Raw genomic sequence first — 25652 nt, 5'->3', positions numbered from 1 at the left:
GTTCGTTATACCTCGGCCAGCATTTCCAGCACCAGGTGCTCGGTGGGCGAAAGCTCGTCGCGGTCCTGCGGGTCGGCGTCGTGGCGGCGCAGGTACTCAATAAGGCGGCCCGACTTGAACAGCTCCGTTACCTGCGGGTGGATGTAGTACTTCGAGCACACGGTGGGCGTATTACCAAGGTTACTGGCTACCTCCTTGGTAGCCTGGCGAATAGCTTTTTCGGGAATTAGCTCCACGTCGCCGGTCAGCACACGCTCCAGGCATTCCACCATTTTCACGGTGCCACCCCAGGTGCGAAAGTCTTTGGCCGACAAGGCGATACCGGTGTGCCGATGCAGGTAGTCGTTCACGTGGCCCGATTCGAGTGGGTGGCGCTGACCATCGGCGCCGTAGAACTGAAACAGGTGCTGACCCGGAATCTCCTTGCACTTGCGCACCAGGCTAGCCAGCTTGCGGTCGTGGATGGTAACGTCGTGGTTTACTCCTTTTTTGCCCACGAACGAAAACCGCACGTCGCCGTGGCTGAATGCAACGTGGTCGTCGAGCAGCGTAGTCAGGCCGTAGCTCTTGTTTTTCTTGGCGTATTCCTCGTTGCCGATGCGGATAAACGACTGGTCCATGAGCGTAAGCACCAGGGCCACCACCTTATCGCGGTCGAGGCCCAGGCGGGCCAGGTCCTTGCGCAGTTGGCGGCGCAGCTCGCCGAGCTTCTGGCCGAAGGCGAGCAGGCGCGAAAACTTGGTGAGCGAGCGGGCCGCATCCCAGGCCGGGTGGTAGCGGTACTGCTTGCGGCCGGCCGCGTCGTGGCCCGTCACCTGAAGGTGAAAAGTCGGATTGGGCGCAATCCACACATCCGTCCAGGCCGGCGGAATCACGAAGCTGTGAATGCGGGCCAACGTCTTTTCATCGGCAATCTTCTCCCCTTTCGCATTAAAATACACAAACTCGTGCGCCCCGCTAGCCTCGCGGCGCAGGCCGGGGCCGGCGTCGGTGGCGTAGCGCAGGCCGGCCAGCTCGGCCTGGCGGGCGGGGTCTTTGTAGAGCTCGTGGGCGGCCAGCTCGTGCACGGGCGGCAGGTGCTTTTTGCGGGTTTTGGGGCGGGGCTGGGGGTGGGCGGCGGGCATAGCAGCAGGATGTAAAGCCGGGTTCTACGCAATTCGATAAAGAAAGGCGAGGTGGCTGGAATACCCCGCCCGCCGTAGGTTTGCCAGATGGAGTTTGGTCAGTGGCTAGCCGATGGGTGGGAATGGGTCGATGCGTCGATAACGCGCGTGGCGGCGCGGCTAGGCCGGCTGCGCCCCCTGCACCTCGATGTGTACCGCAGCTACGGCACCCCGCACCGCTTCTACGTGAAGGGCCGCCTGCTTGCCGACCGCGGCCTTACCCCCCAAACCGACGCCGACTCGCCCTGGCGCAACTTCCAGGCCATGTACCGGCGCTTCAACAGCCGCGAAATCCCGGGGGCGGAAGTCGTTATCTCGCTGTCGCAGCACCTGGAGCTGCCCGTGACTACCGGTCCCACCGGCTACTTTACCCTGCGCCTCGACCCGCCCGCGCTGCCGCCATCGGTCGATTATCTGTGGCACCCGGTGCCGGTGCGGCTGGCCCGGCTGCCGCGCCGGTTTCGGGGCCTGCTGGGGCAGGTAGAAGGCACGGCGCAGGTGCTCATTCCGCCGCCCACGGCCGAGTTCGGGGTCATTTCGGACCTCGACGATACCGTGATAGTGACGCGCGCCACCCACCTGCTGCGCATGCTGCGCACGGTGCTGCTGCGCAATGCCCATTCGCACGAAACCCTGGCGGGCGTGGCGGCCTTCTACCAGGCATTGCTGCACGGGCAAAGCGGCCGGCCCGACAACCCGTTTTTTTACGTCAGCTCGTCGCCCTGGAATCTGTACGACGTGCTCGACGACTTTCTGCGGCTGCAAGGCGTGCCGCCCGGCCCGCTGCTGCTGCGCGAAACCCTGCTGGGCCGCACCCCCGGCTCGGAAGCCCGCACGGCGGGCAACTCGCCCCACCACGGCCACAAGCTCAAGGAAATTACGCAAATACTCGATACCTACCCCGACTTGACGTTTATTCTGCTCGGCGACAGCGGTCAGCAAGACCCCGACATCTACGCCGAGGTGGTGCGCCGGCACCCCGGCCGCATTCGGGTAGTATACATCCGCGACGTGGGCGTGCCGGCCCGCGCCGTCCGCGTGGCGCCCTTGGCCGAGGCCCTGCGCCGCGATACGGGCGTGGAGCTGCTGCTGGTGCCCGACTACGTGGCCGCCGCCACCCACGCCGAAACCCACGGTTTCATCACGGCTCAGGGGCTGGCGCGGGTGCGCCAGGAGCACGGCTAGCCTTATTTTTACCCCGTGGCGCACTCTGCTCAAACTCTTCTGCCGTCGTGGCGCACGGTTTTTCGCGTGGCCTTGCAAACCGTGACGGCGCTCTTTCTGCTCACGGTGGCCTGGGTGCTGCTGTACCGCTGGCTAGCCCCGCCGGCTACCTGGCTCATGCTCGACCGCCGCGCCCACCCGCCGGTGGGGCTGGGCTACATCGGCATTCAGGCCGACCCGCGCCACGCGCGCTACAATTTCACCTCGCTCGATGAGGTGGCTCCCAGCGTGCCCCTGGCGGTAGTGGCGGCTGAGGACCAGCGCTTTCTCATTCACCACGGCTTCGACGTAGACGGCATGTGGAAGGCCGCGCAGTACAACTGGCACCGCGCCGAGGGCAAGCCCGTGCGCGGCGGCTCCACCATCTCGCAGCAGGTGGCCAAAAACGTGTTTCTCTGGCAGGGCCGCTCCTACGTGCGCAAAGCCGCCGAGGCGTATTTCACAGTGCTCATCGAGCTGCTCTGGAGCAAGCGCCGCATCATGGAAATGTACCTCAGCGTGGCCGAGATGGGCGACTGTACTTTCGGCGTGGAGGCCGCCAGCCAGCGCTATTTTCATAAGTCGGCCCGCGACCTCAGTGCCCCCGAGGCAGCGCTGCTGGCCGGCGTGCTGCCCAATCCGCTGCGCTTCCGGGCCGGGCAGCCGGGGCCGCAGGCCCGCGCTAAGCAGTTGCGGGTGCTGCGCAACATGCGGGCGCTGGGCGGCACCGCCTACGTGGCTACCTTGCTGAACCGGTAGTTTTTTCAATCAATGTATGCTCTTCACTCTTGCCCTCGGCTGCGCCCTAGCCGGCCCGCCCACGCCACGCCAGGCCATCACCCAGGTACTCGCTACCCAAACGGCCGCCTGGAACCGGGGCGACATTCCCACCTTCATGGCCGGCTACTGGCATTCCGACTCGCTGGTGTTTATCGGCAGGAGCGGCGTTACTTACGGCTGGCAGCCTACTCTCGATAATTATAAGAAGAGCTACCCCAGCGCCGCCCAAATGGGCAAGCTCGACTTCAGCCGGCTGCGCATCACCCCGCTCGGGGCCGATGTGGCGCAGGTAGTGGGCCACTTCCACCTGGCCCGGCCCAACGCAAAAGCCGGCGATGCCCAGGGCCAATTTCTGCTGATTTTCAGAAAGCTGAATGGCAAGTGGGTCATCGTGGCCGACCATTCGAGTTAGCTCCCCAGCAATGGAAATTAGCTTACTGCTTGCTGAGCTGCAAACTGAACTGCAAGATGTATTCGCACGAGTAGATGCGTGGTTTGAACGGCCGGCTAGCTTGCGTGCGTTCGTACCCAGCGACCAGGGATGGGCAATCAATGAGGTACTCAACCATATTGGGCTCACCAACCACTACTTACTCATCCTGATTGAGAAAGGCACTGCAAAAACCTTGGCTAACGTGCAAGGCCGCGACCTGCTACTGGAAGTAAGCGGCTATCAGTTTCCGCGCGAAAAGCTGGCGGCTATTGGCACACTCCATGCCTTTCCGTGGCAACGACCCGAGCATATGGAGCCCCGCACCAATCCGCGGCAGCAAGCCGTAGTGCGGCAGCAGTTGCACGAGCAGCTAGCCCAACTACTCGGCTGCCTTGCCCGGCTGCCCCACGGCGAAGGTCTGCTTTACCAAACCACGATGTCGGTGAATGAGTTGGGCTAGCTCAACGTGTATGAGTATGTTTATTTTCTTGCCCAGCATGCCCGGCGCCACCTCACTCAGATGCAGGATAATGAAGCAGAATGGCTCGCCCGCCTGCCAGTAGCTAACCCGTAAGCAAGACCAAATTACTCGGCACGCCTAACATTTTATGAGCATTTTCCGTATCTTTGCCCTGCGTTTTAATTATTTAACCAACCAGTTCTCATGAAAAAGACCACTGCCCTATCCTCGTTGCTGCTGCTCAGCGGCCTGGGCTCGCTCCGCTACCTGAGGGCGCAGCTGGCTAGCCTCAATCTGACCTTTCACCTGCACGGCGAAGAGGACCATTACTACCTCTAAGCCACCGGGTTTCCCACCATAGTTGCCGCTGAAGCCCCGCCCCCGGCGGGGCTTTTTGCGTAAGAAGCCGGCAGCAGTGCCGACCTTCGCGGCCTCATTTCCCATTTTTCACGCCTGGCCGGCTCTAGTGAGCCGGCACTTTTACGCTCATTTACCCGTGACGCTCGACACCAATCAGCAGCAGGTCAGCTACATCATTGGCCGCGACCTGGCCCGCAACTTTGCCCAGCAAGGCCTGGAGCTGGACATTGACACCCTGGCCGCCGCCCTCAAGGAAGGGCTTTCCGGCCAGCCCAGCCGCCTCACCCAGGAGCAGATGCAGGCTGCTATGCAGCAGCTGCAGGAGCAGCTCGGCGGCGGCCAGGAAGACGACGATGATGACGACACCCAAAACCCCAACGCCATGAATAACAAAGCCGAAGGCGAAGCCTTTCTCGCCGAAAACAAGAACAAGCCGGGCGTAACGACCCTGCCCAGCGGGCTGCAGTACGAAGTGCTGACCGAGGGCACCGGCAAAAAGCCTACCCTGCGCTCGTCGGTGACTACGCACTACCACGGCACCCTCATCAACGGCAACGTATTCGACAGCAGCTACCAGCGCGGCCAGCCGGCTACCTTCCCGGTAAATGGCGTAATCGCGGGCTGGACCGAAGCCCTGCAGCTCATGCCCGAGGGCTCGAAGTGGCGCCTCTACATCCCCTCCGACTTGGCCTACGGCAAGCGCGGTGCCGGCCGCGACATCGGCCCCGACTCGGCGCTGATTTTCGACGTAGAGTTGCTGAAAGTAAACAATTAAGCTCCGGTGCCAGACGGGGATGTACCGGACGAGGCGCTGCTGGCGCCCGCCCCCCTAGCGGGCGCCACGGCCACCGCTGCCACCGCGCCCACCTGGGTCCGGCACAGCACGGCTATGCCCGCTAGCCCCGCCCCGCCCCCACTTGCTACCTCCACCCCGCCACCGGCTGCCCCCGCGCCGGTGGCGGCTTTGGTGGCGGCCGAAACCCAGCCGGCCCCGACGACTGCCCCCGGCGCCCTGCCCGAACCAGCACTGGGGCCGGTGGCAACCGCGGCGGCTGAACTGCCACCCCCACCTACAATTAGCAGCCCCGATGGCCGCCTGACCCTCACGGCTACCTCGCTCACGGTGCTGGGCCACACGTTTGGCCTGCGCGAGCTAGAGCGGGCCGAGGTGCAACCGGTGCGCTGGCTACTGTGGTACTTGCTCGGGGGAATGGGGCTAGCCATCGTCCTTATTTTATTCTTAAATAACTGGCTGCGCACGCTGCCTACTATGGCCGGCCTGCTGGCTACGGCCCTGATGCTACTCTACGGCCACCGGGGTACCAACCGGCTGCGGCTGTGGCTGCTGGGCCGCGAGGCGGTGCACTTTGCCCTGCCCGGCGACGCCGACGGGTGGCGGCGCCTGGTGGGCGAGGCCAACCGCCGCATCTACCGCGCCCACGACCAGGCCGCCGCCGAGGCTGCCGCGCTGCTGGCCGCCGTAGAGGCCGCGCGTGCGGCGGAGGCCGCCGCGAGCCGGCCGGCTGACGAGCCGCCGGCTCCAAACCCAGCCATTGCCGACGCACCTGCGTAAAGCCCGTTCTGGCATCCTGCTGTTTTTACTCGTTACTGGGCCTTTCTTCCTGCCGCTTTTTGACCAAGCCATTACTTCTATCACATGAGTTCTAAACACTCGCACACCGCCATTTCCGGGGCGGGGCTGCTTATCGCGCTGGGTATCATCTACGGCGATATCGGCACGTCGCCACTCTACGTGATGTCGTCCATCCTAAAAAGCGGCCACACGCCCGGTCTGATTGACGAAGCCCTGGTGCTGGGCGGCATCTCGTGCGTTATCTGGACGCTCACGCTCCAGACCACCATCAAGTACGTGCTGCTTACCCTCAATGCCGATAACAACGGCGAGGGCGGCATTTTTTCGCTCTACGCCCTAGTGCGGCGGCGCGGGGCCTGGCTTTCGGCGGTGGCCATTATCGGTGGGGCCGCGCTGCTGGCCGATGGCGTAATTACGCCGCCCATCTCGGTGGCGTCGGCGGTAGAAGGCTTGCGGGCTATTTACCCGACCATCCCGACGGTGCCCATCGTTATTGGCATTATCGCGGGCCTGTTTTTATTGCAAAGCTTTGGCACTCAGATAGTAGGCAAGGCGTTCGGGCCGATTATGCTGCTGTGGTTTACCATGCTGGGCGTGCTCGGCGCGGTCTGGATTGCCCAGAACCCGACCATTCTGCGGGCTATTAATCCGTATTATGCCTATCAATTGCTGGTGCACTACCCGAGTGGCTTCTGGCTGCTCGGGTCGGTTTTTCTGTGTACAACCGGGGCCGAGGCCCTGTACTCCGACCTGGGGCACTGCGGCAAGGGCAACATCCGCATCAGCTGGGCTTTTGTAAAAACCGCCTTGCTGCTCAACTACCTGGGCCAGGGCGCGTGGCTGCTCGCCCACAAAGGCCAGATGATAGGCGAGCAAAATCCGTTTTATGCGCTCATGCCGCCGTGGTTTCTGCTCTTCGGCATTGGGCTAGCCACGGTGGCGGCCATCATTGCCTCGCAGGCGCTCATCACGGGCTCGTTTACGCTGGTAGCCGAAGCTATCCGCCTGAATATGTGGCCCAAAGTGCGCCTCAACTACCCTACCGACGTGAAGGGCCAGCTCTACGTGCCCAGCATGAACCGGCTGCTGCTCATTGGCTGCATCGGGGTGGTGCTGCACTTCCGCGAGTCGAGCGAGATGGAGGCGGCCTACGGCCTGGCCATTACGCTTACCATGCTCATGACCACGATTTTGCTTACCGTGTGGCTGAGCAGGGTGAAGCGCGTGGCCTTCCCGCTGGTGGCCCTGTTCGTGGTGGTGTACGGCGTGATTGAAGGCTCTTTTTTGCTGGCCAACCTCATCAAGTTTCCGAAGGGCGGCTACGTGTCGCTGATGATTGGCGCGGCCCTGATGAGCGTGATGTACGTGTGGCTCAAGGCCTTCTACATCAAGCGCCGCCTCACCGACTTCGTGAAGATGGAGCCCTACATCGAGCCGCTCAAGCAGCTCAGCAACGATGACTCCATCTCGAAGTACGCCACCCACCTCGTGTTCCTGACCTCGGCCGAGCGGGCCAGCGAGATTGAGCAGAAAATCATCTATTCCATCTTTCAGAAGCGGCCTAAGCGCGCTGACATCTACTGGTTTATCCACGTCGATACTACCGACGAGCCGTACACGATGGAATACAAGGTGACCGAGCTGGCGCCCGACGACGTGTTCCGCATCAATTTCCGGCTGGGCTTTCGGGTGCAGCAGCGCATCAACCTGTTTTTCCGCAAGGTGGTCGAAGACCTGGTGCGTAACAAGGAAGTGGATATTACCTCGCGCTATGCCTCACTCAGCAAGCAGCACGTGACGGGCGATTTCCGCTTCGTGGTGCTGGAAAAGTACCTCTCGGTCGAAAACGACTTTCCGACCCAGGAAAAGCTCGTAATGCAGGCCTACTTCTACATCAAGCAGTTCATTTCGGGCGAAGCTCAGTACTTCGGCCTCGACACCTCGTCGGTGAAGATGGAGAAGGTGCCGCTGGTAATTGCCCCGGTACGGGAGGTGGCCCTGACGCGGGTGAAATAAGGTCTTGAGGGGATGTAACTGCGGCTCGCCCGCCGGATGCCCTAGCCGGGCGGCCGGCGGGCGACTGTGCGTTTTCAGGCCGGAGCAAATGCCTGTACGGCTGGTTGCCGCTACTTTTAGCGTATGAAAGCTATTCTGCTTGGGTGTTTGCTAACCTTGCCGGCGGCCACAATGGCCCAAAAGCTCCGCGAAACCAGCAAGCCCGTTACCTACCACGTGGGCCTGACCAAAGCCCCGCTCTACCCGAGCGCCGACACGCTGCACCGGCCCAGCCGCTACCTGCCCAGCCAGGCGGAGGCCATTGTGGTCGGACCGTTTTCGCCGGGTTGGATGGTGGTAAAGCTCGACGGCTTCCTTTATATAACGCCGACTGCCAAGCTTAGCGATTACGACCCGCGCGACACCGAGCCGGTGCCCATTGATGCCCACACCCAGCACATTACCTACGAGGGCGTAGTGCCGGTGCCGGGGGCTAGCCAGGCGGTGCTTTATGAGCGGGCCCGCGCCTGGGTAACCCAGGCTTATCCGCTTTCCAATGCGGAGCTGGTAAAGCAAGACCCCGCCACCGGCCAGCTGGTGCTGCACGGCACCCGCATCGTTACCCTGCACCAGACCTACGACAATGTGCCACGCAGCTCCTACGCCGGCGTGGTGCATCACACCCTCAGCATTTACGTGAAGGACGGCCGCTTCAAGTACGTGCTCACCGACCTGACGCACGACGCCGGTGCCACCCCCCACCTCAACTCGGGCGGACCCTTGGAAAATGACCGGGCCAATCTCTTTGGCTACGCGGGCCTGGGCAGCCGCAAACCCTGGGAAGACCTGAAAGCCGAGGCTATTCGCGATGTGCACCACCTGCTCGACAGCCTGCAAACTGCCCTGACGCTGCAAAAGCCCCAGCACTCAAAGGACCCGAGCGATTTTTGAGGCTGGCGGCCGAAGCCCGGCTCGCAGCGGCGGGCCCGGCTTAATGGCGGGCAGGCTAGCCGGCGGGCAACTGAGGTGGCAAGCGGCCCTGCGGCCGCCGCATATTTATTGCTGCGGGCGGGCTGCTTCAAACAACCAGGCCCGGCAACGGGTAGTATGGCAGCAATGGCTGCTACTGAAATAAAACGGGCACTACCTTTGTTTTAGCGCAACTACGGGGCCGCTTATTGCCTTTTGTATTCATGAAAAAAATCTTGTTGGCAGGTATGGTCCTGCTCGGCGCCTCGCAGGCCAAAGCCCAGATTCTGACGCCCGTACACTGGAGCTACGCCGCCAAAAAAACCAGTCCGACCGAGGCCGTGGTGTTCCTCAAAGCCACCATCGATGCGGGCTGGCACGTGTACTCGCAAACCGTGAAGGATGGCGGCCCGGTGAAAACCACCATCAAGTTTACCCCTTCGCAAGCTTACACTCTGGTGGGCCTGCCGCAGGAGCCGAAGCCGATTGCGAAGTTTGAGAAGGCATTCAACATGCAAGTGAGCTACTTCACCAGCTCGGTTATTTTTCAGCAGAAAGTGAAGCTGACCGGTAAAGGCCCGGTAACGGTGAAAGGCAACCTCGAATTTATGGCCTGCAACGACGAGAAATGCCTGCCGCCCGACGAGGTCGCGTTCAGCATTCCCGTTAAATAACCTCTTCTGTAATGCGTATACCAGCTTTAGCAGGAGCCACTAGGCTCCTGCACTCGTTAAAGGCCCCGACGGCCTGGCTGCTGGGGCTGTGGCTGCTAGCCGGAGTTTTTGCCACGCCACCCGCCCTGGCCCAGGATACGGTTTCGACGGCCGACATTCAGTTTACGCCGGTGCAGGAGGCCGCGCCCACTGCTAAAGCGGCCGACACGGCCACCGCCGGGCCAGTCGCTAGCCCAGCGACTAACTCAGATGCCAAGGCTGGCCCCGCCCCCACGGCCAAGGCTAGCCAGCCGGCCGCTGCTCAGACCTCACTGTGGGTCACGTTTTTGGCCGGGCTATTAGGTGGCTTTGCGGCCGTGCTGATGCCGTGCATCTTCCCGCTGCTGCCCATGACGGTGAGTTTCTTTACCAAGCGCTCGGGTACGCGGGCGCGGGGCATTCGCAACGCGCTGGTGTACGGGGCCAGCATTATTGTCATCTACGTGGCGCTGGGGCTGCTTATTACGGTGCTTTTTGGGGCCGATGCGCTGAATAACCTGGCTACCAACGGCATTTTCAACTTCTTCTTTTTCCTGCTGCTGCTGGTGTTTGGCGCGTCGTTTCTGGGCGCATTCGAGATTATGCTACCCACGGCCTGGGCCAATAAGATGGACGAAAAGGCCGATAAGGGTGGCCTGCTGGGCATCTTCTTCATGGCGGCTACGCTGGCGCTGGTGTCTTTTTCGTGCACCGGTCCCATCATTGGCACGCTGCTGGTGCAGGCGGCCAGCATGGGGCAGCTGCTGGGGCCGGCAGTAGGCATGTTTGGCTTTGCGCTGGCGCTGGCTATGCCGTTTACGCTGTTTTCGCTATTTCCGGGCTGGATGGCCTCGCTGCCCAAGTCGGGCGGCTGGCTGAACTCAGTGAAAGTGACGCTGGGCTTTCTGGAGCTGGCGCTGGCGCTCAAGTTTTTGTCTAACGTCGATTTGGCCTACCACTGGCAGTGGTTTGACCGCGAGGTGTACTTGGTGCTATGGGTGGTTATTTTTGGCATGATGGGGCTGTATTTGCTCGGCAAGCTACGCTTTTCGCACGACAGCGACCTGGCGTATATCACCCTGCCACGCTTGTTTTTGTCGATTATCGTGCTGGCCTTCACGCTCTACCTGGTGCCGGGGCTGTGGGGCGCGCCGCTGCGGGCCGTGTCGGCTTTTCTACCCCCGCAGGATACTCAGGATTTTGACCTCTACACCCCTAGCCTGCTCGCGCCAGCGGTGGGCAGCGGCGCCGCGCCGGCCAGCACCGCGCCGCATAAGTACGCCGACTTATTTCACGCGCCGCTCGGCCTGCCGGCCTTTTTCGACTACGACGAAGGCATGGCCTACGCCCGGCAGGTGGGCAAGCCAGTGCTCATCGACTTCACGGGCCACGCCTGCGTGAACTGCCGCAAGATGGAAGCCAACGTGTGGCCCGACAAGCAGGTGCTGCCGCTTATCCGCGATAAGTACGTGCTCATCCAACTCTACGTCGACGACAAAACCGAACTGCCCGCCGCCGAGCAAACCGTGTCGAAGTTCAGCGGCAAGACCATCCGCACCATCGGCAACAAGTACAGCGACCTGCAAGCCAGCCGCTTCAACACTAATTCGCAGCCCTACTATGTGCTGCTGGGCCGCGACGGCCAGGTGCTGGTGCCGCCCCAGGGCGCCGACTACGAAGTGGCTGATTTTGTGAAGTATCTGGATAGCGGGCTAAAGGCGTACCGCTAGCCCTCAAACCTCACCCCCGGCCCCGCTCCAAAAGAGCGGGGAGCCTAACAATTAAAAGTCAGTTTAAAAAAGGCTCGCAGCAGTTGCTGCAAGCCTTTTTGCTTTAATGATTAGCCGTCGATTCCGCCGTGGCTCCCCGCTCTTTTGGAGCGGGGCCGGGGGCGAGCTAACCGCCTACAACTACTTACCCAGCCACTTGGCCAGCAGGCGCTGCTGGTCGGGCGTGGGGCTAGCCACGGGCTGAATCTGGTAGGCGCGCTCGGGGTCGGGTTGCAGGGTCAGGCTCAGGTCGTGAGTGAAGGCGTTGTGCTTCACCTGCATTTTCAGTACCGTGCCGGGCGCGCTGCTGAAGAGGGCCTGCTTCACGCTTTCGTCGGTGGGCGCGGCACCACCGAGCTGCAATACCTCGTCGTTCACGTTGAGGCCGCCGTTCCAGGCGGTGCCGTCGCGCTTCACGCTGGTTACCACGTAGTGGCCGTTGCGGTTGGCGATGGTGGCGCCCAGGCTGCCGTTGGGGCTGGCGGGGGCGCTGGTCAGGGTCAGGCCCACGTAGCCGAGGGCCGTGCTGTAGTCGAGGGTGCGGGTGCCGTACACGCAGTTCTGGAAGAAGTCGTCGAAGCGCCGGCCGGCCACCTGGGCCACCGCATCCTGGTATTCCTGGTCGGTGAAGCCGCGCTTCAGGCCCTTGTAATACTTATCGTAGAGCAGGCGAAATACGTCGTCGATGTGCTTCTGGCCGTTGGTGGCCTGCACTAGCATGAGGTCGAGTACCAGGCCTACCATCTCGCCCTTGTCGTAGTAGCTGATTTCGGAGTTGCGCGAGTTTTCATCGGGCCGGTAGGCGCGAATCCAAGCGTCGAAGCTCGACATGGCCACCGGCTGCAGCTTGTTGCCGGGCTGGTTTTCCACGCCCCCGAGCACGGTGGCCAGCTGGTCGTAGTACTGCTGGGCGGTGTAGAAGCCCGCGCGCTGGGCAATCTGGTTGGCCATGTATTCGGTCTGGCCCTCGCTCACCCACAGCATGTGCGTGTAGTTCTCGTGGTCGTAGTCAAAAGGCCCGAGCGCCACCGGCCGGATGCGCTTCACATTCCAGAGGTGGAAATACTCGTGCGCCACGAGCCGCAGAAAGTTTTTGTAGGCCGTTTCATTTGAGTACGTGCCCGGCCGCGCCCCCAGCGTAGTCGAGTACAGGTGCTCTAGGCCGCCGCCCCCCGCGTCGAGGTGGTGCACAATGAAGAGGTAGTGGTCGAGGGGGTTTTGGCCCACCACGCGCTGCGCTTCCTCGGTTATCTTCTTCATATCGCCCAGGAAGCGGGGCTCGTCGGCCAGCTGGTACGGGCCGTACATGGCTAGCTGGTGCGGCGTGTTATTGGCTGTGAAGCTTAGCACCTTCTGGTTGCCGATTTCGATGGGTGAGTCGGCCAGCTCGTCGTAATTAGTCGATTGGTACACGTATTTCTGCATACCCGGCGCTGGGCGCAGGGCGGTGCTCACCGTGGCCCAGCCGGCGGCGGGCTGCACCGTCACCTGGCTAGCCAGGCTCTTGGCCTGGGCCGGGTACATAAAGATGCTGCTGCCCAGCGCAAAGCCGTGGTCGGCATCGATGTAGCTGGTGCGCACACTGATTTCGTAGGCATACACGCCGTAATCGACCCGGAACGTGCCCTGGCCGGCGTGGTGCACGCGCCAGGTATTCTTATCGAGCTTTTCCACGACCAGCGCCTGGCCGTTGGCCCCCTGCGCCTTGAAGCGCTCCACGTGCCGCGAAAACTCGCGCACTAGGTACGAGCCCGGCGCCCACACCGGCATCTTGAGGTCGGTATATTCCTGGCCGAAGCCCTGCAAATCCATCCGCACCTCGAAGTAGTGTGTTTGCGGGGCCGGCATGGCCAGCGTGTAGCGCAGGCTGCCACCGGGAGCGCCGACGCTGGCAGCCCTGGCTGGCGCGGCAGTCGAAGCAGGGGCCGAGCCAGGCTTTACTTTGGTTTTGATTTTCGTTTGGGCGGCGGCGGGCACGGCCGCCAGGAGGCCGGCTAGGGTGACCAGGCGGCAAAAGGCAGAAGTAGATGCGAACATGCCCGCAAAGTAACGCCCCCGGCCGGGCTGGCCCCCGAATCTTTTTGGGGTAATTCGGGTCAACTTCCAGTCCGGCCCGGCCGTTAAGCGGGCAAGGCCGCCGGGCCGATTCTCTTATTATGCGTACTATCTGGTTGATTTTTGGCAGTTTACTGCTGCTCTTGCTTGGGCTTCGGTTTTTAGTGCTCAAGTCAACGCTGGCACCCGGCGTTAGCCGCGAGGCAGCCGCGCCCATCGTGCTGGTGGCGGGGCGCTCGGCTAGCCCGGCGCGGCCCGGCCCGGCCCGGCGCGACAGCATTGTGCGCCTTGCCCTGCGCCAGCTAGGCACGCCCTACGTGTGGGCTGGTACTAGCCCAGCCACGGGCTTCGACTGCTCAGGCTTTATTACCTACGTGTTCGGGCACTTTGGCGTGGCTACGCCGCACGCCACGGCCCTGCTCATCGAGGCCGGCCGGCCGGTGCCCCGCGCCCAGGCCCAGCCCGGCGATATTGTAGTCTTTACCGGCACGGCTGAAGGCAGCACCACGGCCGGCCACGCGGGCATCGTCATCTCGGCCCTGGGCGAAACGCCGCTGCGCTTTGTGCACGCCTCGTCGGCCCGGCGCGAGTCGGGCGTGAAAATCAGCCAGCTCGAAAACTCGGGCTATGAGCGCCGCTTTATGCAGGTACGGCGCGTGCTCGATGGCGGCGGGAAGGCTAGCGCCACGACCTTTGCGGCTGGCCGGCCCGCTACTTCTGCATCGGCCTTGGCGCATCCGGCCGGCGCCGTCGCTGCGTTGCCACCAATGGCCCCTGAAGCGGCCCTCGCGCCCGCCGTGTCATTGCCTGCTAGGGTAGTACCCTTGCCCACGCGGCCGCGACTACACCCACAAACTACCGCTAAGGCTACGCTTGCTGCCCGTCGGCACGTTGCTACTGAAACCACTACAACTAAAAAATCAGTATCTATTACGCGCAAAGCTTTACCTAAAAAGCCAGCGCCGCTAGCTCGGCAAAAGTCAACAAGCACTAAAAAAACGATGCCCGGCCGGCCCCGGCGCGCTAGTGCGCGCCATCGGGCCAGGCCGGGCATCTAATCCTTCAAATCTTACCGAGCGGCAACGCTGGGGTACAGCGCCGGCGTCTCACAGTAAGACCTGTCCAACGAAAGGGGGCCACGCTACCGTAGCGCCCTCCGCCGAGCTGTGTGTTTAGGCGAGTACGGCGGTGAAGCGTACTACATTGGACAGGCTCGGCAGGATTTGGTTGGGACTACTAGACATTTTGTACCTCCTTTCTTTATGGTTCCACATAACCTCGGCCGCGCTTCCCAGCAACTTAGGGCGGCTTGGCCGGGGCCGTAGCACTCGCTACTGAGGGTTAAAGTTAATTGCCGCCGCCGAGGTTCAATGCTTTCCCAGATATTTTAGGGCGTCGGAGCCAGCATTTTTAGCATATTCCTGATAGTCAAGCGCATTAGTTTTTCGTTCCTTTTCATTTTTTGCGACGCTGGCCGGCTAGCCCTCTGGGGTCGCCGCCCGCGCGGGCTTTCTAAAAATGGCCGTATAATTGCCTTTCCCGGTTTAGCACTCTTTTTCCCGTAGATTTCCTTTCTCATCCACCCTTCACTACTTCTTCACCGTCGCAAGATGCATAAGTCTCTCCTCTTTCTGCTCGCCCTGTGGCTGGGCGTGGCCGGCACCGCAGCCCACGCCCAAACGCTGTCGCCGCTCGGTATCTGGACCAACGCTGAGAAAAAAGCCACCTTCGAGATTTATAAGTGCGGCGATAAGCTGTGCGGTAAAATCGTGACCCTGACCGTGCCCAACGACCCGGCCACCGGCAAGCCCAAAACGGACAGCCAAAACCCCGACCCCAAGCTGCGCAGCCGCCCGCGCCTGGGCCTGATATTCATGCAAGGCTTTAGCTATGATGATGATAACAAGTGGGATAACGGCAAAATATACGACCCCGAAAGCGGCAAAACCTACTCGTGCTACATGAAGATGGAATCGGCTAACACAATGGAGGTAAAAGGCTACATCGGCTTCTCGCTCATCGGCAAGTCGCAGACCTGGACGCGGGTTAAATAGACTCCCTTACCCAATTTTTGCAGCGGCCTTTCCTGGTGGAAGGGCCGCTATTTTTTGGCTTTTTTGGGACCCAGTCGCCCCCGCTGGCCCGAAACTATTTGCCAGAGCCGGTGTTTTTCACCCATTCAGGTTGTTTTCCTCCGCAGTGCTCCAGTTTCTTCAACAGCTTTTTCAGCGGCGCCACGGCGGCGCGGGTGCCGACTGGCAGCCCGCCGCCGAGCCCACGCCCGCCCAGGCCCAACGGCACGCCGATTGGGTAGCGGCCCGCGTGTACCGCAACTGGCTGGGGCCTTACTTTAAGGCCTACCACCTGCGCAAGGGCGGGGCCGGCGGGCGGCGGGGTTTCCGGGTCGACATCCTGCAAGACGCTGGCCGCCAGGGCGCGCTTTTTTTCTACGACCCCACAATTGGGCCGGGTAACTTCCTGAACCTATTCTGGCTACTGGGCGAGCGTATCGCCGGCCTGGGCTACCACCGGGCCTGCCACGACTGCCGCCAGCGCCGCCACCAGCAGCTGCACGAGCTCACGACCAAGCAGCTATTCAAGCCCAACCCAACCGATTGCGCCGAGAGTGGCCGCTGCGACCAGCGCTTCGGCCTCATTACCCTCGATTTGGTGCGGGTAAACGACCGGCCCCTGTTTATCCGACTCAGCACTAACCCGTTGCACGAGGCATGCTTCACGCCGCCCCAGTCGTTCGAGACGCTGCTAAAGGCTGTTTTCGACGAGCCGGTGGCCGACGCGGCCATTGTGGCGCGCATTGCGGAGTACTACAAGGGCTAGCCCTATTCCTTTACGAATCGCCCCTGCCCCAGCGCCTCGCCCGCCGGCCCCAGCACCCGCAGCAGGTACAGGCCGGGCACCAGGGCCTGCGTGCTGAGTTGCGGGCTAGCCAGCGGTTGGCGTTGCACCACGCGGCCGGTGGCATCGCAGATTTCGGCCGTGGCGGCCGTGGCTAGCCCACTGATAGTGAGATAGTCGCGGGCCGGATTGGGATACAGGGCTATTGCCGCCGCACTAGCGGTACGGGTGGCCAGCACCAGCGCGTTGTCGCGCTGCACGGTACCGGGCAGGTCGGGCAGCCAGCCAGCGGGGTCTACGGTGATGGTGGCCACGGTGCCGCTCACGGGCACGGTAAAGCCTTGGCTAGCCTGCGTTTGGCTCAGGCGCACGGTGCGGGTGCTGCCATCCTGAAAGGTGAGCTGATAATCGACTTCGGTTTGGAAAAACGGCGTGCTGGCGGGCACCGAGGCCGTTTCACTCACCTGCACATACAAGGCAATGCCCACCTGGTTCCAACGCACATTGAACGCGGGGAAACCCTCGCCCTGGTACCACTGCTGAAAAAAATAATCGAGCGGCTGGCCCAGCTCAGCCTCAAAAAAGTGCTGTAAGTCAAGGGTATGTGCCGTGCGCCCGCTCAGCTGGCGCTGGTAGGCGCGCAGCACGCGAAAGAACCGGGCATCGTCGTGGCAGAGGTAGCGCAGCAGGTGCACCACGGCAGCGCCTTTTTTATAGGTCAGGTTGTAGTTGAAAATACGGCTGACGTTGGTGGTGTCGGGCACGCGCACGGTACCGGTGCCATTGCTTTGGGCGCGGGTCTGGGCATCGTCCATCCAGGCGCGGGCGTTGGCAGGCGTGTCGAAGGCCTGCCGCGACAAATACTCGCCGTAGGAAGCAAACGCCTCATTGAGCCAGATATCCTCCCACGAAGCACAGGTCACGTTGTCGCCAAACCACTGGTGAAACAGCTCGTGGGCCACCAGCGTGAAGCTGAAATCCTGGAGCGTGGTCATGGTCTGGTGTTCCATCCCGCCGCCGATGGGTGCCATCGAGTGGCCGTATTTTTCATCGGCAAAGTAATACGTGCCAAACAGTTGCGAATAATTCTCCAGAAAGCCCGCCGTGCGGTCGATGTCGGCCTGGTAGCGCGTAAGTGAGGCTTGGTCGTAGACGTAATTGATGATGGGCACGCGCGGCCCGCCCACGGGGCTGGCGGTAGTCACATACTCCACGTAGGGCGCCACGGCCACCGAAATGAGGTAGTAGTCGATGGGATGATTTTCGTGCCACTCGTAGCGCACGCGGCCGCCGGGCAGCTGCACCGTGCGGGCCAGCACGCCGTTGGAACCCACCTTATTAGGCAAGGTCGTAGTGACGAACACCGCCGACGAGTCGGCCTTATCGGTGAGCACTTGCTTGCACGGAAACCACTCGTGGGCCGAAAACGGCTCCGACAGGCTCCAGGTCACGTGGTACGGATAATCGACCCCGTCGCGCCGGTAGCTGGTAGCCGTGTTTAAGGCGTTGCCGATGGCATTGGTGTTGCCATTGGGCGCCGTGCCGTGGTAGTAGATGCGGGTATTGAGCACGGTGCCGGCCGGCGCGGGCTGCGCCAGCGCGGCCGTGGCCGCCTGCCCCTGCCGCAACACCCCCGGCGAGCGCCGCCCGCCAGCCACTACCGAGTCGATAACGAGGGTGGCCGTGCCGGCCGGCGAGCCCGCCGGCGCCTGGTACAGCTCGAAGGCCAGCGAATCGAGCGGCTGCGCGCCTACCCGCACCCGCAGCAGCGCCGAGCCGGTGATAGTGCGCGAAGTATTATCGAGCGTGAGGTCGAGGCGGTAAAATTGCACATCGTAGCGGTCCATCTTGAGGCGGTGGCGCCCGGATACGCCGGCCACGGCAGTTGTGGCCGAGGCCGAGCGTAGGCGCGCTTGGCGGCAGGCCAGGGCGGCATCGGGGCTAGCGGTGGGGAGCTGGGCGCGGATGGTGGCCGGCCGGCCAGCCAGGCTAACCAGCCAGAAAAGTAGCAGTAAATTTTTGCGCATAACCAAGCACTTAGCGCCTAGCCTTTCGCGTTGAGCCAGGTAGCTACCCGAAGATAAGTGGCTGCGGCCGACTATTGGCCGGGGCTTATCTTCGGGTAGCAGTTTGGCTTGCCTTTTCTTGCTTATCCGGGTCCGACTGCCGGCTTTTTTTATGACGAGACTATACGCTGCGCTTATCCTCATCAGAGCCCTTGCCCACCGGGCTAGCCCGCGCCGGGTCGGCGGGGTACTATGGTTGCTCGGGCTGGTCCTGCTGAGCGCCCCGGCGGCGCGGGCCACCCACATTGTGGGCGGCGAGATGGACCTGCAATACCTCAGCGGCGACACCTATCAGCTAACGCTGAACCTGTATTTTGACGCCGTAAATGGCAGCCCCGGGGCCCTTGATACCGACCTCACGGCCGGCATTTTCGACAAGGCTACCAACCGCCGCCTGGCCAATGTGCTCCTGCCGCTGAGCAGCACGTCTTTCGTAAGCTACACTAACCCGGCGTGCACAGTGGGCTCGCTCAGCACCAAAGCCCTGGTGTATCGCAACACTATTGAGCTGCCGGCGGGCACTTACAACGGCGCGCAGGGCTACTACGCGGCCGTGGAGCGCTGCTGCCGCAACATCACCATCAGCAATATTATCGCGCCGGCCAATGCGGCCCAGACGTTTTACCTGGAGTTTCCGGCCGTGACGCGGCGTGGCCAAACGTTTCGCGACTCGACGCCGCGCGTATTTCCGCCGCTAGCCGATTACGCTTGCCTGGGCGAGGTCTTTACTTATGATTTTGCCGGCCAGGACCCCGATGGCGACTCGCTGGTCTACGATATGGTAACGCCGCTCAACGGCCACTCGACGCCCACCGACCCTAAGCCCACCCAAGCCACCAGCGCCCCTTACACCGAAATAATCTGGGCGGCGGGCCGCAGCGTGGCTAGCCAGATTCCGGGCGCGCCGGCGCTCACCATCGGGGCGCACACGGGGCGGCTCACGGTGCGGCCCACGGCCACGGGGCTGTTTGTGTTTGGGGTGCGCTGCCAGGAATTTCGCAAGGGCGAGAAGATTGGCGAGACGCGGCGCGACTTTCAATTGCAGGTCCTGAACTGCCCCAAGAACTTGCCTCCCAGCCTTTTGCTCTTGCCCGGCACCAGCGGCAAAGCGGTGTACCGGCCGGGCCGCGACACGCTGCGCCTCGTGGTGGGCGGCCCGCACTGCGTGCGCCTGCGCTTCACCGACCCTGACCCCCGCTCGCAGCTCACGCTGAGTTTGCTGCCCGTGCATTATACCGGGCCGCTGCCCACATTTACCACGGCCACCAGCGGCACGGTGCACGCGGTGGGCCAGCCCGATACGCTGGTAGCATCGCTGTGCTTTTCGGAATGCACCGACACCAAGGGCAAGGTAGCTTACCTCGACGTGCTGGTGGCCGACAATGGCTGCTCGCTGCCTAAGCACGACACGGTGCACGTGGCCTTTATCGGCGTGCCGCCGCCCAATGCGCCGCCAACGCTCATCAGCACCGCCGGCCCTACCCTGCCGCTGCACGTGCGCCCCGGCCAGACGCTGGCCTTTGACCTCATCGCCACTGACCCCGACAGCGACCCCATCCTGTTTACGCTCACTGGTAGTCCTAGCAGCTTCGTGCCCAGTGCGCTGGGGGCCGTTATTGTACCGCAGGGGCAGGTGGGCACCACGCGCCGGGCGCGGTTCACCTGGCCCGTCGATTGCCGGGCCATCACCGACCCGCCGGGCACGGTGCGGCAATTAATTTTTACGGCAACTTCGACCACGCCCTGCGGCGAAAACCTAGCCTCGGCCCCGCTCAGTATTCCGGTGATTGTGGACTATACCAACACGCCGCCGGTGCTCACCACCACGCTCCCCCGGCTAGCCCCGCCCCGGCCGACCCGCCGCTCATCCGGCTGCCGCTGGGCCAGCCCTACACCGCCACCCTCACCGGCTTCGACGCCGACACCGACGTGCTGACGCTGAGCGCCGCCGGACAAGGCTTCGACCTGGCTAGCGCGGGCATGCGCTTCACTACTACGCCTAGCCCGGCGGGGCGGGCCAGCGGCACCTTTGCGTGGCTGCCGGGCTGCGACGCGGCCAGCGTGCTGGGCGGCAAGGCCCAGATACTCACTGTCACATTTCAGTTGCAGGAAGCTACCTGCCGGCCCCAGCCCCAGACGCGCACCGTGCGCTTCGCGGTAATTGACCCCGATACACTGGCCTTCACTCCACCCAACATCATTCTGCCCACTGGCCCTAACCTGGCCAACCGCGTATTCACGATGAGCAGCCTACCGCCCGACTTCTGCGACGCGCGCTTCGCGGGCATCAAAATATTCTCGCGCTGGGGCCGGCTGGTGTACGAGTCGGGCGACCGCAATTTTCACTGGGCCGGCGAAAACGCGGCGGGCATGTACTACTACCTGCTGACTTATACCACTGGCCGCCGCTTTAAGGGCTGGGTGGAAGTAGTGCAGTAAGTATGCGCACACTTCGCATTCAACCATAACCCTATTATGAAATATTCTCCGCTAAGCTGTCCAGTTGCTGAGGAGTAGTGCAGGCTTACTCTCTGCCTGCCCACACCATATTATACTAGCTGAATAACTGCAAGAAGTTAGGGGTATTCGCGTTTACTGAATATCGCTGCTCTATAGTAGCGCGGGCGGCAGCCCCTAGTGCTTGTCGATGCGCAGAATCGGTTAGCAGTTGCCTTAATCGCTGATGCCACTCCGATGGAGTCCGGCAGATGTAACCATTGTAATCGTCCTGTACGACCTCGGTATTCATGCCGACCGGCGACACCAGGGCAGGAATGCCCAACGCCATGTACTGTAGAGCCTTAAAAGCACATTTGCCTTTTGCCCATGGGTCATCCTCCAATGGCATTAAACCAACATGAAACGTCAACAAGTCGGGAATTTCGGTGGCTTTCTGCCACGGCACAAAGCGTAATGAACGCAAAGGCTGGTTAAACTCGGGCGGCTGATTAGAAATAACCCGAAATTCAAATTCAAAACCTTCCGCCTCAAGCTGCGCCAACACAGGCACTAGCGGCAGTAAGTATTTGAGAGTTGAGTGTGTGCCAGTCCAGCCGATAACAAGCGGGCCAAGCGCCAGCTGGTCACGCACTTGATTATGGAGATGCACCGTATCAATAGTAGTTGGGTTTACGACTGTGCTAGCATTAAACTGCCGGGCATACGTAGCTAGGTATTCATTTCCGCAACTGTTTTTATAGGCCCACCGGCAAATACTCTCTACTTTGTGGTGCCATTTTAGCCCAGCGGCCATTTTATTAGCCTCTGAAGTATTAGACAGCCAGATGGCATCATCGAAATCATAAATAATTTTTTTCCGCAACACATTGGCTAGCAACCATTCGAATATGGGCGGTCCGAGAGGCGCGGCCTCCCGATGCACGAATATGAAGTCATATCTAAGAGCAGCCAACACATGGCCTAGTCGCCGCCCAAAGCCACGTAAAATACCTAACGCCTTGCGAACAGCCTGGCCAGGCTGGTATAAAATGCGCCAAGTTGTATCGTCCAAAAAGGGCGCTAATTTATATACGTGGCCCTTTTGACGCAGTATGTCTAAATACTGTTCGAACCGAAAGCGCTGCGAAGGTGCTTGCCCTGATGGATATGGAATAAGAAATAAGATGCGCAATGTGGAGGAGAATTGAGTAGATTATTTACACTTGCCTATAGAATATCTATTCAGCAGCTAGCTGCCCTTGGCTAGTAATTCTTTGTAAAGAAGACCTAGAGCATAATAGGTGTTAGCCGGAGCAAATTTTTGTCGTACAAAATCTCGTCCAGCTACTGCAAACTGGGCTCGCAAGTTGGCATCAGAAGCCAGCTCATTAATAGCTTTTGTCATAGCGGCGACATCACGGTTAGGTACTAGTAAGCCCGAGCGACCATGTTCAAACAATTCAGCAGGACCACCACAGTCGCTGGCAATCAATGGCGTACCATAATATAGCGCGTCGAGGCAAGTCAACGAAAATGATTCTGACTCCGAAAAGTTCAGTACTATATCGGCCGCTTTAATGGCTGCCTCTACATCGGTAGCAAACCCGTTAAAATATATTACGGCCGCTAGGCCGGCCTGCTGGGCAGCAGCTTCCAGCTGCTGCCGGAACTTGCGATTTTTTTCTAGCCCCATATCGCCACCAACAAAACGCAGACGCAAGCTTGGATTTGCTGCATAAGCTGCCTCAAAGGCGGAAAGTGCCAAATCCTGCCCCTTGCCCTGAATGTAATTACTCAGATACAGCAGCTCTATAGTGCCATCAGTCCGAGGCGCGTGCTGAGGAATCGAATACCGCTCAGCATTCGGCAATGGGTCGTAGATTATGCGGGCATTGGGCACACTATCAAAATAATTCCCCACAGCTTGTGACACACATACTGTGCGCGCCGCTAAATGGGAACTAAGCCAACGCCAAATACGCGCCAATGACTGCGGCAAACTTTGCGGTAAAAAGCGCACGTGCGTTACTACTCGCAGATTGCCAATGCAGAGTAACCGCGCCACATAGCCCGTTAGGTTATAAAAGTCATTTAGATGTATAATCCTAGCTCTTTCGCGCCACGCTAATCGCGCTAGTCGCCAACCGTTAAATAATAAGGCGAAAGGGTAGCGCAGCAGGTCAGCCTTTCGTCGGCTAATTTCTACAAAGGGAAGTTCATATACTCTGTATCCTTTAGCTTCTAGCATTAAGCGGGCTGTGCTCCCGGTAGGCAGCACGTATATAAAGTTAAATTGCTTGCATAAAGGTGTAGTGGCGTGTTGTATAGCATTTACGGCTCCCGTCACAGCCCGTGAATTATCTACGACTAGTACAGTGGGCAAAATCTCAACCACGACCTACCTCCTTTACCAAATATAACCAATGCGCAAAAATTCGCTCTTGTATAAAATTCTCCATTTATTTGTGGCTTTCCGCCCTAAATACTTATGCAGTGTAAAATCAGCTAAACAGTCAAGAGTTACTTGTATCTAAAGTAGTTTGCTTGGAACAGGTCGACAAGCTAAGTTAGTATAGGTAACAATAAACTATGTACCCCAGCTTAAAGGCGTCATAACAGTTGAACGGCAACTACACTCTGTAGGGACAGTATTTCCCGAGGTTCCATCCGGCAAGCAGCACTTAGTGTCAGCAAGCAACAATTCAGTGGTCCGCTCAGTGCTATCAGGAAGTATTTTCAGCAAGATGGAAATAAGAAAGTCTTGGCCGACTGCAAATATTTAGCGGGATACTGCGGTAAGCTCAGCAATAATATAAAAGTATCAAAAATGTCAAAAAATAGCGAAGGGCAGATATTTTTAAGCTTACGATAGGTGTAGTCGGCAGCGACAAAGCGCAAGTGCCTATTATCAGCGACTACCAATTCTGAGATGGCAACAGGCATTTCCGGGCGGTTCATATTAGACACTAAATAAGTCCGACTGCTCACGTCCGAGTAGTTCGCGCAGACCCTGGCAACAGGCGACTAGCGTTGTGCCGCCAAATAAGGTATGGCGGTAAGTCAACAAAAATGACTCCATTTCATAGATATTATAGTATGATGTCGGCTTGCTTAAAACCGCCTAGCCAGTTGTTCGTAATGCCGGCCCAGCCATATTGAAAAAATCATCCAAGTGTGCCCACACTGCTTGCTTCCGAGGTAGCACACGCATTCGCCAGCTACTACACAACGGCATGGTGGCGTAGCGCAGCCGGCTATAGAGGCGCTTACTTAAGTTCTACAAAAGGAATATGTACTATATAATTCGCAAGCTACCAATGTAGTGCCCGCGCCGCCATCGGGCAGCATCAATTTAAATTCCAGCAAGCTAGAATATTTAGTCTGACTATCGCCTAGCAAATTCGGGCTAGCTTTAAGCGTCCCCTTTAAGACCATATAGTTATCACTTACTAAGGTGCGGCGAGCAGAGCTAGGTTAATTAAATTCATCTACCTCGGCTTTTTACAACAAATAGCTACAATGCTACCATCCAGCCAAGCATAGCGTCAGCCCGCCAGTCATTACTTAGTAATAAATGCAAAACGATTCTTTAATTTCAAAAATGGCTTTTCGTAATACGTGAAGCTGACCCAACTAACGAAGAGCGCTATAGCAAGGCCCAGCAGGTTATCGCCAAGTATCACACCCAGCGGAGTAGTGTTTAACCCTAGCCGAGTCATCAAATAAATGCCCAGCAGCAAGGCCAGGTAGTGCAGGCAGTACAGGCCGTAAGTATAAGTGCCCCAGTAAGTAGGAAAACGCAGTTGCGTCATTTTAACAACCGAATGCTGCGCATAATTTTGCTCGAGCAGCACAAAAGCAAAGAATAATCCTAATAGCAGGCGCTCTATTACTGAATAGCCAGGCACGGCGCTAAGGCTATATGTATAGTAGCAAAGTGTGATGCCAGCCATATACGTTAACACGATAGCCCAGCGGGGCAGCCGGGCCACCGCAGAGGTGAGGCGCTCGTCGCGAAAACACAACCAAGCAGTCAGCCCACCCAGGGCCATGTCACCAATAAGCCCCAGTGTATGAAACCCAAGTACCAAAGGCTCATTCCAATGCAGTGCCCGGAAGACCAGGCTCAGCATAATAACGCCCCCAAAGAGCCAGCCTAAACGGCGGGTAGGTACTATAGCTACCAGCAATGGCCAGACCACATAAAATTGCTCCTCAACCGATACGGACCAGAGGAGAGTTAACGTAGGCGTTTCGGAACCGTGGTAGAGGTTATTAAAATTACTAAGAAAAACCAGAAAGTATCCGACTTGTGCCGTTTCGTGGTAGCCATGCTGGCCAAAATGCACTTTCGCCCAAGGATATATTACAAAACCTAGCAGTACTATTAAGTAGTACAAGGGCCAAATCCGCAGAATGCGCCGCATATAAAAAGCACCTATGGCAATGCGCCCGGTAAGCGCTCGCTCACTGAGCAGCAAATAGGTAATTAAAAAACCACTCAGCACGAAGAAAAAATTGACTCCCAAGTGGCCAGGCCTTGTCAGGTTATAAAACACCTTATACACCGCCGACTGCGATACGGCGGAATAAGGCGTATAAAAGGAGTGAAATAGAAAAACGGACAAAAAGGCAAAGAAGCGTAGGCCATCCAGGTTAGGAAAAAATACGCGCCCCCTAGCCAAAACCTCAGGTGATTTTGTAGAGTTAACTGGCGCAGTAATAGAATTAATCATGTCAAATTATTAAAAAATTTTAACTATATCAATTTAAAATATCAAAACATATTACCATATTATATAAACAAAAAATTGTATC

At 59.6% G+C, this 25652-nt stretch carries 22 protein-coding genes; 16 read left to right on the top strand and 6 right to left on the bottom strand.

All coding sequences use genetic code 11. The features are described from left to right. Positions 1-5: 5 nt before the first annotated feature. Positions 6-1124: a DNA topoisomerase IB gene (locus GKZ68_RS02060; protein ID WP_173110268.1), complete on the bottom strand. Its 1119-nt coding sequence runs from the start codon at positions 1122-1124 to the stop codon at positions 6-8. 87 nt (positions 1125-1211) lie between these two features. Here GKZ68_RS02060 and GKZ68_RS02055 point away from each other — a divergent pair, with 87 nt between their 5' ends. The 11 genes from GKZ68_RS02055 (at position 1212) to GKZ68_RS02010 (ending at position 11379) form a co-directional block, all read left to right on the top strand. Beyond that, positions 1212-2348 carry an App1 family protein gene (locus GKZ68_RS02055; protein ID WP_173110266.1) on the top strand — a complete coding sequence of 379 codons (1137 nt, stop codon included), beginning with the start codon at positions 1212-1214 and terminating at the stop codon, positions 2346-2348. Between the two features lie 15 nt (positions 2349-2363). Beyond that, positions 2364-3125: a monofunctional biosynthetic peptidoglycan transglycosylase gene (gene mtgA / locus GKZ68_RS02050; RefSeq protein ID WP_254244120.1), complete on the top strand. Its 762-nt coding sequence runs from the start codon at positions 2364-2366 to the stop codon at positions 3123-3125. Positions 3126-3141: 16 nt separating this feature from the next. After that, positions 3142-3558 carry a DUF4440 domain-containing protein gene (locus GKZ68_RS02045; protein WP_173110264.1) on the top strand — a complete coding sequence of 139 codons (417 nt, stop codon included), beginning with the start codon at positions 3142-3144 and terminating at the stop codon, positions 3556-3558. Between the two features lie 10 nt (positions 3559-3568). Continuing rightward, the gene (locus GKZ68_RS02040; RefSeq protein ID WP_173110262.1) at positions 3569-4039 is read left to right on the top strand and encodes a DinB family protein; all 471 of its coding nucleotides are present in this window, start codon (positions 3569-3571) and stop codon (positions 4037-4039) included. A gap of 204 nt (positions 4040-4243) precedes the next feature. Then, positions 4244-4378, top strand: a complete 135-nt coding sequence (locus GKZ68_RS22345; protein ID WP_302052004.1) for a hypothetical protein — start codon at positions 4244-4246, stop codon at positions 4376-4378. 157 nt (positions 4379-4535) lie between these two features. Further along, positions 4536-5174, top strand: a complete 639-nt coding sequence (locus GKZ68_RS02035) for an FKBP-type peptidyl-prolyl cis-trans isomerase (RefSeq protein ID WP_173110260.1) — start codon at positions 4536-4538, stop codon at positions 5172-5174. A 6-nt stretch (positions 5175-5180) separates the two neighbouring features. Beyond that, a complete protein-coding gene (locus GKZ68_RS02030) occupies positions 5181-5972 on the top strand; it encodes a hypothetical protein (protein ID WP_173110258.1) in 792 nt (263 codons plus the stop codon). Positions 5973-6056: 84 nt separating this feature from the next. After that, positions 6057-8009: a KUP/HAK/KT family potassium transporter gene (locus GKZ68_RS02025; RefSeq protein WP_173110256.1), complete on the top strand. Its 1953-nt coding sequence runs from the start codon at positions 6057-6059 to the stop codon at positions 8007-8009. 123 nt (positions 8010-8132) lie between these two features. Next, positions 8133-8939 carry a DUF4468 domain-containing protein gene (locus GKZ68_RS02020; protein ID WP_173110254.1) on the top strand — a complete coding sequence of 269 codons (807 nt, stop codon included), beginning with the start codon at positions 8133-8135 and terminating at the stop codon, positions 8937-8939. A 242-nt stretch (positions 8940-9181) separates the two neighbouring features. Beyond that, positions 9182-9631, top strand: a complete 450-nt coding sequence (locus tag GKZ68_RS02015; RefSeq protein ID WP_173110252.1) for a protein-disulfide reductase DsbD domain-containing protein — start codon at positions 9182-9184, stop codon at positions 9629-9631. 11 nt (positions 9632-9642) lie between these two features. Beyond that, the gene (locus GKZ68_RS02010) at positions 9643-11379 is read left to right on the top strand and encodes a protein-disulfide reductase DsbD (protein WP_173110250.1); all 1737 of its coding nucleotides are present in this window, start codon (positions 9643-9645) and stop codon (positions 11377-11379) included. 180 nt (positions 11380-11559) lie between these two features. Here the strand turns inward: GKZ68_RS02010 and GKZ68_RS02005 are convergent, their stop codons facing one another. Then, on the bottom strand, positions 11560-13455 hold the full coding sequence (locus tag GKZ68_RS02005) for a M61 family metallopeptidase (protein WP_173110248.1): 1896 nt from the start codon (positions 13453-13455) through the stop codon (positions 11560-11562). Positions 13456-13637: 182 nt separating this feature from the next. Between GKZ68_RS02005 and GKZ68_RS02000 the strand changes: the two genes are divergently transcribed. From GKZ68_RS02000 to GKZ68_RS01990, 3 genes are all read left to right on the top strand, one after another. After that, positions 13638-14531 (top strand): C40 family peptidase, encoded by an 894-nt coding sequence (locus GKZ68_RS02000; protein ID WP_173110247.1) that lies wholly within the window; start codon positions 13638-13640, stop codon positions 14529-14531. Between the two features lie 552 nt (positions 14532-15083). Continuing rightward, positions 15084-15527 carry a DUF2147 domain-containing protein gene (locus tag GKZ68_RS01995; protein ID WP_173110245.1) on the top strand — a complete coding sequence of 148 codons (444 nt, stop codon included), beginning with the start codon at positions 15084-15086 and terminating at the stop codon, positions 15525-15527. 145 nt (positions 15528-15672) lie between these two features. After that, positions 15673-16311 (top strand): hypothetical protein, encoded by a 639-nt coding sequence (locus tag GKZ68_RS01990; protein WP_173110243.1) that lies wholly within the window; start codon positions 15673-15675, stop codon positions 16309-16311. 2 nt (positions 16312-16313) lie between these two features. Here GKZ68_RS01990 and GKZ68_RS01985 read toward each other — a convergent pair whose 3' ends face one another. After that, positions 16314-18356 carry a M1 family aminopeptidase gene (locus GKZ68_RS01985; protein WP_173110241.1) on the bottom strand — a complete coding sequence of 681 codons (2043 nt, stop codon included), beginning with the start codon at positions 18354-18356 and terminating at the stop codon, positions 16314-16316. A 151-nt stretch (positions 18357-18507) separates the two neighbouring features. On the opposite strand from GKZ68_RS01985, the gene GKZ68_RS01980 reads away from it, so the two are divergent. Beyond that, positions 18508-20331: a hypothetical protein gene (locus GKZ68_RS01980; protein WP_173110239.1), complete on the top strand. Its 1824-nt coding sequence runs from the start codon at positions 18508-18510 to the stop codon at positions 20329-20331. After that, positions 20325-20834, top strand: a complete 510-nt coding sequence (locus tag GKZ68_RS01975) for a gliding motility-associated C-terminal domain-containing protein (RefSeq protein ID WP_173110237.1) — start codon at positions 20325-20327, stop codon at positions 20832-20834. Before GKZ68_RS01980 ends, GKZ68_RS01975 begins: the two co-directional genes overlap by 7 nt. A gap of 115 nt (positions 20835-20949) precedes the next feature. On the opposite strand, the gene GKZ68_RS01970 is transcribed toward GKZ68_RS01975, so the two are convergent. The 3 genes from GKZ68_RS01970 to GKZ68_RS01960 all read right to left on the bottom strand — a co-directional run bounded on the left by GKZ68_RS01970 (position 20950) and on the right by GKZ68_RS01960 (position 25570). Next, positions 20950-22026 (bottom strand): glycosyltransferase family 4 protein, encoded by a 1077-nt coding sequence (locus tag GKZ68_RS01970; RefSeq protein ID WP_173110224.1) that lies wholly within the window; start codon positions 22024-22026, stop codon positions 20950-20952. Positions 22027-22083: 57 nt separating this feature from the next. Continuing rightward, positions 22084-23112, bottom strand: coding sequence for a glycosyltransferase family 4 protein (locus GKZ68_RS21840; protein ID WP_173110222.1), 1029 nt, complete (start codon positions 23110-23112; stop codon positions 22084-22086). 1282 nt (positions 23113-24394) lie between these two features. Beyond that, positions 24395-25570: an acyltransferase gene (locus tag GKZ68_RS01960; RefSeq protein WP_173110220.1), complete on the bottom strand. Its 1176-nt coding sequence runs from the start codon at positions 25568-25570 to the stop codon at positions 24395-24397. Positions 25571-25652: the final 82 nt, after the last annotated feature.

The sequence above is a fragment of the Hymenobacter sp. BRD128 genome, assembly GCF_013256625.1.
Lineage (GTDB): Bacteria > Bacteroidota > Bacteroidia > Cytophagales > Hymenobacteraceae > Hymenobacter.
This window is presented reverse-complemented; position numbering and strand designations above follow the sequence as displayed.